We start from the raw sequence: 11,344 nt of genomic DNA, 5'->3' as shown, positions 1-11,344 counted from the left end.
CCTCAACGGCAGCCGCTCGCCGTATGGCGCGTGCCCGAACAGCGTGTTGCCGGAGTATCCGTCGGGCGGTTCCAGCGCCGGATCTTCGCTGGCGGTCGCATTGGGTGTGGCGAGTTTTTCGCTGGGCACGGACACGGCAGGATCGGGGCGTGTGCCCGCAGGTTTGAACAATCTGGTGGGACTCAAAGCCACCAAAGGTTTGATCTCCACTGCGGGCGTGGTGCCGGCCTGCCGCACGCTCGATTGCGTGACGACCTTCACGGCGACGGCTCGCGAGGCCAGCCAATTGCTGGCGCTCACTGCACACCTCGACCCGCGCGACGAATACAGCCGCAGCAACCCGCAGTGGAACGACGGCTCGGCATTCGGTACGCCGCGCCATTTGCGCTTCGGCGTGCCGCGCGCGCAGGACCTGGAGTTCTTCGGTTGCCCCGAAGGCCCGCTACTGTTCGGGGATGCCATCGACCAGCTCAAGGCGTTGGGCGGTGAAGCCGTCGAACTGGACATGTCGCCGTTTCTCGAAGCGGCCCGCTTGCTCTACGAAGGGCCTTGGGTGGCCGAGCGCTATAGCGTGGCCGGGGAATTGATGGAGCAAAAACCTGAAGCGGTGCTGCCGGTGATTCAAGCGGTGCTGGCCAAAGCGCCGGCGGTGACTGGCGTGCAAACCTTCCGCGCCCAGTACCGCCTGCAAGCCCTGAAGGCGCTGTGCGACAAGGCGCTGGAAGGGCTCGATTACGTGGTCACGCCGACCATCGGCCGCCCGGTGACATTGGCGCAGCTGGACGCCGAACCGGTGCTGCGCAATTCGGAACTGGGTTACTACACCAACTTCATGAACCTGCTCGATTACGCCGCCGTCGCCGTGCCCAGCGCTTTCATGGGCAATGGTCTGCCATGGGGCGTGACGCTGTTTGGCCGGGCGTTTACCGATCAGTATTTGTTGAGCGTGGCGGATGCTTTCCAGCGCCAGCAAGGTCTGGCTACACCGGCACCAACAACGGTTGCGCGCAACGACCGGGCACGGTTGGTGGTGTGTGGCGCGCATCTGGATGGATTGGCGCTGAACTGGCAATTGAAACGGCGCGGAGCTCGGTTGGTCGAGTCGACATTCAGTTCGCCGGACTATCAACTGTACGCCTTGGCCGGTGGCCCACCGTTTCGTCCGGGGATGGTTCGGGTCAAGGATGGCGGTGTGGCGATTGCGGTGGAAGTTTGGGAAGTGCCGAGCAGTGAATTGGGCTCGTTCCTGACCGGAATTCCGGCGCCTCTCGGGTTGGGCAAGGTGCAACTGGCGGATGGACGCTGGGAGAGCGGGTTCATCTGCGAGGCGTATGGGTTGGAGGGGGCTGTGGATATCAGCCATCTCGGTGGATGGCGTGCATACCTGCAATCCCTGGCCTGAACACCACCCCCTGTGGGAGCGAGCCTGCTCGCGATGGCGTCAGCACATTCACCTATGATGTCGACTGATACTCCGCCATCGCGAGCAGGCTCGCTCCCACAAGGTTCAGCGCAATTGCAGCAGTTATTTCCCTGCAGTCCCATTAGAATGCTTGCCGTCGTCTCACTCGCGTTATGAGAAACCTTTTATGAACCGGCCTGAACTCTGCCCAGCCTGCGGCGCGTCCAATGACTGCACCCTGGCCGTCCCGCAAACCGCTGATCGCGCCTGCTGGTGCTACAGCGTCAGCATCGACCCGGACGTGCTCGCAGCGCTGCCGCCCGAACTGCGTGACAAATCCTGCCTGTGCCCACGCTGTGCGCAGGTCGAAGCGCAGCTGTAAGCACGCGCCCGGCCGATCACGTAAGATACGCGGCCCTTTTCCCTCCGATCCCTTGCCATGCGCGTTGACCGTTTCCTCAGCAACCTGCCGCGCTTCAACCGTAAGCAGGTACGCCTGTTGCTGGTCGAAAAGCGCGTGCGGATCGACGGAAAAATCGTCAGCGACCCGCACGCCGAAGTGCTCGAGTTCAGCCGCGTCGAAGTCAACGACGAGGTCCTGCAAGTCGGCAAGCCCGCACGCTACTTCATGCTGCACAAGCCACCCGGCTGCGTCAGCGCCACCCGCGACCCGGAGCACCCGACGGTCCTTGACCTGATCCATGAGCCGGACAAGGACGAGTTGCACATCGCCGGTCGCCTCGACTTCAACACGACCGGCCTGATGCTGATCACCAACGACGGCAGCTGGTCGCGACGCCTGACCCAACCGCAAACCAAACTGCCCAAGGTCTACTACGTCGAGACCGAACAAGACATCGGGCCGGAGTACGCGCTGAAATTCACCGAAGGACTGTATTTCGCTTTCGAAGACCTCACCACTCAGCCCGCCGAGCTCGTGCTGCTGGGGCCGAAGTCGGCGCGTCTGAGCATCGTCGAAGGCAGGTATCACCAGGTCAAGCGCATGTTTGGCCACTTCGACAACAAGGTCCTGCGCCTGCACCGCGAGCGCATGGGCCCGCTGGTGCTCGATAACGCGCTAAAACCGGGCGAGTACCGTGCATTGCGCACCGAAGAGATTCATTTGATCTAAGCAGGCGACCGCTCAGCAGAAGTTGTCGAACAATTTACCAATGGGTCTTGCACGAAGGCGTCTACCCTGCTTGAATCAGGTCGTCAGCCGAAATGTGACTGATGAGTCACCACATACCTCTAAGAAACTTTTTGCCGGTTAGAGAACCCTCAGGTTCCGCTTCAAACCGACAGACTGCCCGCCAATAATAATACCCGTCGACCTGCTACCGGATCGACATGGGCTCCAAAATTTCAGGCGTATGCCTACCTGTCACAAAGCTCGTGCAATCTCAGTTGCGCGCATACCCGCTTGCCAGGAGTCATATGACATGAGGCCAGAAATCGCTGTGCTGGATATACAGGGTCAGTATCGGGTCTACACGGAGTTCTATCGCGCAGACGCCGCAGAGAAGACCATTATCTTGGTCAACGGCTCGATGGCCACGACTGCGTCGTTTGCACAAACCGTGAAAAACCTCCATCCGCAGTTCAACGTGGTCTGCTACGACCAGCCCTACGCGGGCAGGTCCAAAGCCCACAACCTGCATGAGAAATTGCTGACCAAGGAAGTCGAAGGGCAGATCCTCCTGGAGCTGATCGACCACTTCGGCGCCGAACACGTGCTGTCGTTTTCCTGGGGCGGCGCCGCGACCCTGGTCGCCCTCGCCCATCAGCCACGACGGATCGAAAAAGCCGTGATCAGCTCGTTCTCCCCGGAGATCAACGCACACATGCTCGATTACCTCGAGCGCGGCGTCGATTACCTCGGCAGCCGGGATGGCGACCGGGTCGGCAACCTGGTGAACAGCACCATCGGCAAACACTTGCCGACCCTGTTCAAGCGCTTCAACTACCGGCACGTCAGCAGCCTGGCCGATCATGAATACGGACAGATGCACTTCCACATCAGCGACCTGCTGCACAGTGATCGCCAGTGCTTCCTCAAAGCCTCGGAGAAAATCAACGTACCGGTGCTGTTCATGAATGGCGAATGGGACGAATACACCGCCGCCGATGGCGCGCGATTGTTCGCCAACCACGTTCAGAACGCCACCTTCACGACACTGGAAGCCACCGGCCACTTTCTCGACATGGAACACAAAGCCGCCTGCCGAGACAGCCGCAATGCATTGCTGGAGTTCCTGACACCATCGCAGCATGAGAGCCGAACGCGTTACCACTACGTCAAGGATCACCATGCACTGGCAATCTGAAACAGCGTCCTCGCGAGCAAGCCCCGTCCTACAGTGTTGAATGCATTCCTGTAGGCGCGTGGCTTGCCCGCGAAAGACCGCCTCGCGGTCTTGGCCTGTTTCACCTGCGCTAAAGTCGTCTCGTGCAAAGAAAAACTTCATTTCCGCGCGCACATCTGGTACAAAGTCAGCCGCTCTGAGCGGGTGTCGTATAATGGCATTACTCCAGCTTCCCAAGCTGATAACGAGGGTTCGATTCCCTTCACCCGCTCCACTTCTATATTTCAGCATGACCCCGGATGTGTAGGAGGTCAGTTGAAGCCCAGACAAACTGGCCATTTGAGTCGGTTTTTTTGTGTCTGCATATCCCTACATACTCCCATGTATGCCTTGGCGGCGTGTATGCCCACATGTATGCTTCAGAAAATCAGAAGTTAGGCATACACGAAATGAAGCGGAGCGAGATCAAACGCCGACCTCTGGCGGACACTACGCTGGCGAGCCTGGAGCCCGAAGCTACTACCTACCGGGAGCTAGATAGCCCTGGCCTGTACTTCCGAGTCAAACCGAACGGAACTAAGTCATGGGAGCTGCGATACAAGAAGTCCGACGGCAAATGGAGCTGGCATGGCTTGGGCGGCTACCCCGACCTGCCCGGCACCCTGGCGCGCAAAAAGGCCAACGAAGCTAAGCAGCTGATTGCACATGGCACCGACCCCGTACAGCACAAGATCGAGCAGCGTGAAGCCAAAGAGATTGCCAGCGCTAATACCTTTGCCGCTGCCGCCGAGTATTGGTATCAACGCAAGGCTCAGGACGGCCGCGCCGCTAGCACTCTACGCCTGATGCGCGGCTATCTGGATAATGACGTGCTGCCAGCGCTGGGTAGCAAGTTGCTGACTGAAATCACCCGCCGAGACTGTGCCGACCTACAAGAACGTATCGAAGCCAGGGGCGCAATGAACACCCGCGACAAAATCCGCGTAGCCCTGCGCCAAATATTCAGCCAGGCCATCGCGCGTGGACTTTGCGAATACAACCCCGCCAGTGAGCTTGGCTCAATCGCCAAGCCGACACCCAAGGCCAAACAGTACCCTCACCTGCTGGAGCCTGAGTTGCCATCATTCCTGCAAGCCCTACGCCGCAGCACCAGCCGCACGCCAGCACGCGTCGCCACCTGGTTAGTGCTATGGACTGCCAGCCGGCCCGGCATGGTGCGCCATGCTGAGTGGAATGAAATCAACTTTGCGGATGCGCTGTGGTGCATTCCTGCAGCCAAGATGAAAACTCGCCGTGACCACGTCACCCCTCTATCTCGGCAGGCGCTGGATGCCTTGCGCGAACTACACCGCATGACCGGACGCGGTCGCTACCTGTTTCCCGGTATCGGCGCAAAGCAACCGGTAATCAGCGAAAACACCATCAACCTGACGCTGAACAAGGTTGGGTACAAAGGCCGCCTGGTAGGACATGGCAGCCGCCACACGGCCAGCACCCTATTGCGCGAACATCGCTGGGACAAAGACCTTGTGGAAGCACAATTGGCGCACAAAGAGCAAGGCATGGCCGGCCTCTACAACAACGCTGAATATGTTGTGCTACGCCGCACTATGCTTCAGTGGTACGCCGACTTTCTGGGCGCACTAGAAACTGGGATAACACCAGACCAGATTGAAAATTTTAACCGCGCAGTGATTGCCAGCGGTACCAGCGCGCTGTCACAGAATTTCCCCGAGAAGCTTTTCCAGACATAACCCGGCAGGGTGGAAGCACTCATCAGCCGCCTGCCTGGGCGATCTGCAAATCGCAAGAGTATCGGAGAGAGAGGACACATGAGTTTGATTCTGCGCTTTCCAAATGGGGTTACGGCCACATTCCACGCAGCAAAAACCCTGGCTTCAGCGGTGAGCGAAGGCAACGAGGAGCGCCTTTCCAGTCCGTTTGACGTGCTCGCCGCTGAGGTCAACGCGAACGGCTTTGTCATGGTCATTGGCCTAGAGCCAGGCCGACCGGATTATGGGAAGTGCTTTCGCTTCTGTCCCTATGGTTTTCAGGAGTTTCTTCTGATCTGGGAAAAGATTGGCGTGACGCGCCAACAAATTTTCGACTTGGACACCGATGGGACGGTAAAGCTGCTGTGCGCCTTCATCGAATGGGCAGATGAGCGGAATGCTGATGATTTCATCCGGGACATCCGAGCTGGCTTGCTTACCGTAAACGACGCACGAAAGATAAGACCAGATGTTTTCAACCGGCCTCGCTTCGCGGACTTCATAGCTGGCGACTTACCTCCAGGCAAGCGAGGGAAAAGAGCTGCGCATCGGCCTGATGAATTCGAATTGTATGCTTTGGCCTGCAAGTTCTACCGCGAATCGACGGTGCTGTCTCTACTGGCGTCCTGCGACAAGGCCATCACACAACGGCCTGACTTGGTACCGGACTCTTGGGACGCAGATGAAGCACCGGAAACTCTCAAGCGAAGGGTAGCCAACTATTGGGACAAATCCATATACACCCACTACTGTTACCGCATGAGCGGCGAGAAAGCACACCGATTTAATAAACGTCCCTGACACACAAAAATCCATTCCGCACAGTGCGCCCTGTCCCATACAGGAGCACCCATCTTGAAACGTACCCATTCAGACGCAGATAACGCCGCAACCCTTCCCGAACTCATAACCATGGTCGACCTGGCAACCTTTCTTCGCCGAACCAGATCCGGCGTGAATAAGCTGCGCGCCAAAGACCCCACTTTTCCAAAGCCGATGAAAGACGGCACTGGCAGGCAAGCCCGCGTGTACTTTGTGCGTGCCGAAGTTGAGGCATGGCTACTCGCCAAGCTCGACGCGAGAACGGTAGCCTGACATGAAGAAGTCCAATCCAACTGATAGTCCACTTGTAATTTCGAACCGTGACCAGCTGTCAGTGGATACCACCACTATCGCTCAACTGTTCGGCCGCCCACACAAGAATGTGCTGCGCTCGCTGGCCAGTCTTGTCGAGACCGGGGCCATTTCGCAGCTCACTATTGAGCCGCGAGATTACATTGACTCACGAGGCAAGACTCAACCTTGCTATCGCCTTTCCGAACGCGACGCATTGGTGCTGATGCCATTTATTGGCGGGAAACGATCCATGGAAGGGCAAGCCAAATTGGTCGATGCTTTTCTGAATCAACATAAAGTGCTTCTCCGGCTCGCGAAACAGAAAGCAGATCCGCTGCGCCTACTGGAGCATCAGGACAAGTGCGCTGCTTCCCGGCTGATGTGCGATGCATTGCAGCAAGCACGAGCCGCCGCTGGAAAGTCTACCGAGTCACACCACTACCGCACTGAAGGCTTGCTCTGCAACTGGGTGCTGACCGGCACTTTTTCACCAATAGCGGACTCTGCGCTAAACATCACAGCACTGCGCGAACTGAAAAAAATTCGCTGCCGAAATACGGCGCTGATCCTTTCAGGAACACCCTATGCACAACGTAAAACACTATTGCGCGAGAGCTTCCCGCTTGAGGTGGTAATTGGCTGATGGCCAAGTCATACGGAAAGTCCAAAGGACGTAGGGAGGCTGGTGGGTTTTCTATGTTTCTGCACGTTGTCGAAGATCACCCAGATTTTCTAAGTTTGTCCGGCAGTGCGCTCAAGGTTCTTCACTGGCTTGTGCGGCAATACAACGGCAGAAACAACGGCAACCTGTCAGCAACGATCACGCAGCTCAAATCGCGCGGCATAGCATCGACCGCAACACTTACAAAGGTGCTTGATGAACTGCAGAACAAAAACCTGATCGTTCGGACACGCGAGGGGCGCTTTCTTAATCCTGGGGGGCTCTGCGCTCTTTACGCTCTGACTTGGCATGCCATCGACGAATGCCCAGGTGCTGATCTGGAGGTAAACGCCACCCGCGCCCCGCCACGAAGTTTTTCCATCAAAAGAACAGAACGCCCACTTCAACTTGTGAAGCCGGTCGATTCAATTAATGAAGCAGGGGAGGCTCAAAATGACCATAAATCGGTGTGAAATGCCGCTGAAACCAGGTTGGCTTGCTTCAATTATTGAATCGATACCGGGGGTACACCTGCTTCAGATAGTGAAGCCCTTTATACATATACCAATGCTTGCTGCTGTTAACGCTGCACTAAGCGATGGGCAAAACAGTAGTGCGCAAGGGCAAAACCCGTCCTTTCCGCCATTCGCGCCGCAATCGGCACTGTCAAATTGCCAAACGATTTCGATAAATCCGGGGAGAACACATGGGCGGCTGGCCAATGGCGCAAGACCATCACCATCCAGGATGCCATCGACGGGGGCTGCGATCCTGCCGAGGTGGCGGCACTGATTCGCCGCAACCCGGCGTGGATCAATCGAGCACAACAGCCCGACCATATGGCGCAATCGCTCCAATTGGTCACCACCGCGCAACCTCCACAAATTGTGGAAGTTAACCGCGAGCCACAGCACCCCATCCATACGGCAGCCACGGCCTCGCCTGAATGGATTGCAGCCCGCGACCAGTACCTCAAGCATCTAATGACGTGCCGCCTCTGCCACGCCCCCACAGACCGTTACTGTGTAATCGGGGCAGAGCTGCGTGCCACCTATGACCGCACCCCACTGGAGTCAGCACCATGAGCAAGAACCGCCTGTTTGGCAACAAGGCCAGGCAACGGCTGATCGTATCCGTGGAAACCGCCGTCATCGAGGCCATCGACCGGCTGATCCACTACCCCTACAGCAGCCTGCACACCACCTCGGGGCCAAGGTCGCCGCCGCGGGGTGATTAGGAGTGCGAAATTTCGCGCAGTCGTCCTGCACTGGCCAGATAAAGTGACAAGACGGCTACTTTTACCAGCACGGCTACTTCCATTTTTTGACCAATCTGCCCTCGGTCGACAAATAGTCAAACTCTATTGAGCTGTTGACTTATTGAGCGAAAAACCTATCATCAATTTCAAATTGCGCCCCTACGCGCGCCCCTCCAGAGCCCGGCCCCTGCCGGGCTTTTCATGGTGCGCCAGGCATGGCGCTGTTCGGCTCATAGCAAGACCACCCGTTAAGACCCAGGACTTGGCCGCCATGGTGCGCATGGCCGAGGACAACCGCCCGGCCTGTACGTCACCTATCGAACCAGCGGCCGGACCTTCACCGAGCGCGATGCGCCAACCCAGGAAGGAAGCTAAGCCGTGACCAGCATGCCTCCCACCGACTACCCGGCGGCCAAGCCAGCGGAGCCTGCCAAGCCCAAGCGCGGCCCCGGCCGCCCGACCACCTACAGCGCGGAAATGGTCGAGCGCATCTGTGCCGCGCTGATGGAGCCCTGTTCACTGAACCGCCTGTGCAAACGCCCAGGCATGCCGGCGCGTGCAGTGGTCTGCCGCTGGTTGATCAGGCACGAAGAATTCCGCGTCGCCTACCAGGCGGCCATGGCGGTGCGTATTGATCTGGTCGTCGACGAGACGCTCGACATCGCCGACGACGCCGAGCTTGAGCCGGCGGCGATCAGCAAGGCCAAGCTGATGATCGACAGTCGTTGGCGGATGGCCGAGCGCTTAGCCGCGCGCAAGTACGGAATGAAGCAGCAGGTTGAAACCAGCGTCACCCAGCTGACCCATGAGCAGTGGCTGGAGCACCTGGCTTGACCGTCGTAGTCCTGCACAACGAGCTGGCCATCCGACAGCGCGCACTGGAAAAGAGGCCAGTAAATGGCTGTTCGAGCCCAACGGACAACACCGATCCGATTCTCCCGGCTCTAACTCCTACCAGGCGACATGCCATGTCGCGATGCCTTGTTATATAACGCTCCTTGTCGTCCTGTAAGTCCTTATCTAGCTTAGGCGTGGTTGCGGCACAGACGCGCCGTCGATGCTGGTTACTCGCGGTGCGTCTTGCGGTATTCCCGCTCCAGTTGCGCCAGTTCCTTGCGCTCCCACGGCTCCAAATTCGCCTTCGGCTCCGGTTTCAGCAGGATGAACTCGCTGAGTGCCACTTCTTCCGCCTCGTGCTGCTGGAACCCTTGCTGCATCAGTTCCAGCACCCTTTCGGCCGCCCACTTTCCGCGCGTCCGCAGGGTCGACTCCCAATCCCCGGCCGCTTTCAGTTCCGCCGTCCTTTCCGGCAGCCACTTCGTCCAATGCTTGCGGGCCATTGCTGCGTACCGTTCCGCGCTCATCTTTGCTCTCCAGAGTGACCTTGCCGTCGCGCACATCCGCAATGAAGCGCACTTCGTAAGGCTTCATGTACTGCGCCACGTCGGCGCCGAACCGTTCGGCGACCATGCGGACCACGATGCGCATCGCTTCGCGCAGGTCTTAGCTGGCGGCCTTCAAGTTCGCCACGGTCGAGATGAACAGCGGCTTGGTCTTGGCGTAGGTTTCCTCATCGAAGGTTAGCCCAGAACTCAACCGGCTTTCGCCGCCGAGCAGGGCGCCGAGACCGTTACCGAAGATGACAGGCTCTTCGAGATCGCCATCTTCATCTTCACCCGCGTCGCCCTCGGGGTCATCTTCGCCCAAGATGTAACGATAGAGACTCGGGCTTTCGTAATCAGCGGCGGCCGAGAGAACCTCTTCCTTCAGCTTGCGGACAATGTCGCGTGTATTGAGAGGCACCCCCGCAACGCCGTCCTGACCCGCATGGTGATCGTAGATGTAATCCCAGCCTGCATCGGTCACAGCCCACAGTGCCAGCTGAGCATCCCTGTCCAAATCCTTTACAGCGGAATGCAGCAGATCCTGAATGACATCGTCATAGATAATGGCATCGCACTTGACCACCCATTTGCATTGCCACTGACCAGTCATTTGCATTCTTGCTGACCAACCGTTTGCATTCGACTTGACCAGCACACGCCGTAGTGACGACCGGCAGAGAACGGCCAGAAGCATTCATTCGAGATATGTCCTCTAAGCAGACGCCCCCTACCTGCCCCGAGATTATTGGTGCGTATCACTTTGAGTTATCCCGACAAAGTGCAACGAAAAACACATTTCCTAAGCCCTGAAATCAAGACTCGTTCGTCCCATTTTGTCTTGTTATGTGTAGAACTTGAGGTGCACATAAACTGATACGGAAAGCACACTATGTTCATCCGTGCATACACACGCACCACTGGCCTGGCTCCACTCGGTGATTCTGGAGTCCGGAGCGGTCGTGCAGCATTTCCTCGAGCAGACTACGGCAGGGGTCGAGCAGGATGCTTTGCGGCGCCATGGCGCTCTCCTGCTATCCGTAGTGCCCGTGTCAGGTTTCGAACGAGTGCTGACCGACAAGGAAATCGCCAAGACCCTTGCCGGCAAGTTGGCGAAGCAGCCGACGCCCGCCATGGATGGTGAGGACTGGTTGCGTCGCCTGACGGCCCATCTGGGCGCCTCGCCCGAGTACTTGCTGAAGCAAGGTTTTCTCTACAGGCATGACCTAGTGGAACAGCATCACTAATTGCCCAAGGCCGTGGCATGTCTCGACCCTAAAGCGTGCGGATTTTGATGATTTTCAGACCAGTACGCGCACGCGCGCGTGCGCGCGTATATTAAGCAGAACACTCAAAAAATCGTGGCTTTATGTACGTTGGATGGCGGTTTCTTGTCGATTTCCGCCGACTGAGATAGTCACCAATCGGCCCAGAGTGTGTAAAAACA

15 protein-coding genes and 1 tRNA gene are annotated in these 11,344 nt (G+C 57.9%); 14 read left to right on the top strand and 2 right to left on the bottom strand.

The window, feature by feature from the left end:
- From atzF to PMI22_RS21495, 13 genes are all read left to right on the top strand, one after another.
- On the top strand, window positions 1–1,402 hold a 1,402-nt coding region (atzF, locus tag PMI22_RS21465), incomplete at its 5' end, for an allophanate hydrolase (protein ID WP_007944173.1).
- A gap of 187 nt (window positions 1,403–1,589) precedes the next feature.
- Window positions 1,590–1,784, top strand: a complete 195-nt coding sequence (locus PMI22_RS21470; protein WP_007944171.1) for a cysteine-rich CWC family protein — start codon at window positions 1,590–1,592, stop codon at window positions 1,782–1,784.
- Window positions 1,785–1,841: 57 nt separating this feature from the next.
- Window positions 1,842–2,534: a pseudouridine synthase gene (locus PMI22_RS21475; RefSeq protein ID WP_007944170.1), complete on the top strand. Its 693-nt coding sequence runs from the start codon at window positions 1,842–1,844 to the stop codon at window positions 2,532–2,534.
- Window positions 2,535–2,844: 310 nt separating this feature from the next.
- Window positions 2,845–3,729 carry an alpha/beta fold hydrolase gene (locus PMI22_RS21480; RefSeq protein WP_007944168.1) on the top strand — a complete coding sequence of 295 codons (885 nt, stop codon included), beginning with the start codon at window positions 2,845–2,847 and terminating at the stop codon, window positions 3,727–3,729.
- A gap of 179 nt (window positions 3,730–3,908) precedes the next feature.
- Window positions 3,909–3,982: transfer RNA gene (locus PMI22_RS0129220), tRNA-Gly, on the top strand.
- 175 nt (window positions 3,983–4,157) lie between these two features.
- Window positions 4,158–5,462: a tyrosine-type recombinase/integrase gene (locus PMI22_RS21485; protein ID WP_007944167.1), complete on the top strand. Its 1,305-nt coding sequence runs from the start codon at window positions 4,158–4,160 to the stop codon at window positions 5,460–5,462.
- Window positions 5,463–5,540: 78 nt separating this feature from the next.
- Complete coding sequence (locus tag PMI22_RS21490) at window positions 5,541–6,281, top strand: hypothetical protein (protein WP_007944166.1); 741 nt, start codon at window positions 5,541–5,543, stop codon at window positions 6,279–6,281.
- A 54-nt stretch (window positions 6,282–6,335) separates the two neighbouring features.
- On the top strand, window positions 6,336–6,575 hold the full coding sequence (locus tag PMI22_RS0129215) for a helix-turn-helix transcriptional regulator (RefSeq protein ID WP_007944165.1): 240 nt from the start codon (window positions 6,336–6,338) through the stop codon (window positions 6,573–6,575).
- A 1-nt stretch (window position 6,576) separates the two neighbouring features.
- Window positions 6,577–7,239 (top strand): Rha family transcriptional regulator, encoded by a 663-nt coding sequence (locus PMI22_RS29930; RefSeq protein WP_007944164.1) that lies wholly within the window; start codon window positions 6,577–6,579, stop codon window positions 7,237–7,239.
- A gap of 53 nt (window positions 7,240–7,292) precedes the next feature.
- Window positions 7,293–7,730, top strand: coding sequence for a hypothetical protein (locus tag PMI22_RS0129205; protein WP_177323423.1), 438 nt, complete (start codon window positions 7,293–7,295; stop codon window positions 7,728–7,730).
- Between the two features lie 198 nt (window positions 7,731–7,928).
- The gene (locus tag PMI22_RS31900) at window positions 7,929–8,342 is read left to right on the top strand and encodes a hypothetical protein (protein ID WP_238543883.1); all 414 of its coding nucleotides are present in this window, start codon (window positions 7,929–7,931) and stop codon (window positions 8,340–8,342) included.
- Window positions 8,339–8,494: a hypothetical protein gene (locus tag PMI22_RS31300; RefSeq protein ID WP_007944163.1), complete on the top strand. Its 156-nt coding sequence runs from the start codon at window positions 8,339–8,341 to the stop codon at window positions 8,492–8,494. The genes PMI22_RS31900 and PMI22_RS31300 overlap by 4 nt, the downstream gene beginning before the upstream one ends.
- Window positions 8,495–8,902: 408 nt before the next feature.
- Complete coding sequence (locus PMI22_RS21495; protein ID WP_157214412.1) at window positions 8,903–9,349, top strand: hypothetical protein; 447 nt, start codon at window positions 8,903–8,905, stop codon at window positions 9,347–9,349.
- A gap of 230 nt (window positions 9,350–9,579) precedes the next feature.
- On the opposite strand, the gene PMI22_RS21500 is transcribed toward PMI22_RS21495, so the two are convergent.
- Both PMI22_RS21500 and PMI22_RS21505 read right to left on the bottom strand, forming a co-directional pair.
- Window positions 9,580–9,879 carry a hypothetical protein gene (locus PMI22_RS21500; protein ID WP_007944160.1) on the bottom strand — a complete coding sequence of 100 codons (300 nt, stop codon included), beginning with the start codon at window positions 9,877–9,879 and terminating at the stop codon, window positions 9,580–9,582.
- A 139-nt stretch (window positions 9,880–10,018) separates the two neighbouring features.
- On the bottom strand, window positions 10,019–10,510 hold the full coding sequence (locus PMI22_RS21505; RefSeq protein ID WP_033048954.1) for a hypothetical protein: 492 nt from the start codon (window positions 10,508–10,510) through the stop codon (window positions 10,019–10,021).
- A gap of 289 nt (window positions 10,511–10,799) precedes the next feature.
- Between PMI22_RS21505 and PMI22_RS21510 the strand changes: the two genes are divergently transcribed.
- Window positions 10,800–11,144 carry a hypothetical protein gene (locus PMI22_RS21510; protein ID WP_157214411.1) on the top strand — a complete coding sequence of 115 codons (345 nt, stop codon included), beginning with the start codon at window positions 10,800–10,802 and terminating at the stop codon, window positions 11,142–11,144.
- Window positions 11,145–11,344: the final 200 nt, after the last annotated feature.

Origin of the sequence: Pseudomonas sp. GM21, from assembly GCF_000282215.1 — a bacterium.
Lineage (GTDB): Bacteria > Pseudomonadota > Gammaproteobacteria > Pseudomonadales > Pseudomonadaceae > Aquipseudomonas.
The sequence above is the reverse complement of the archived record's forward strand: the minus strand, read 5'-3'. Positions and strand labels throughout refer to the sequence as shown.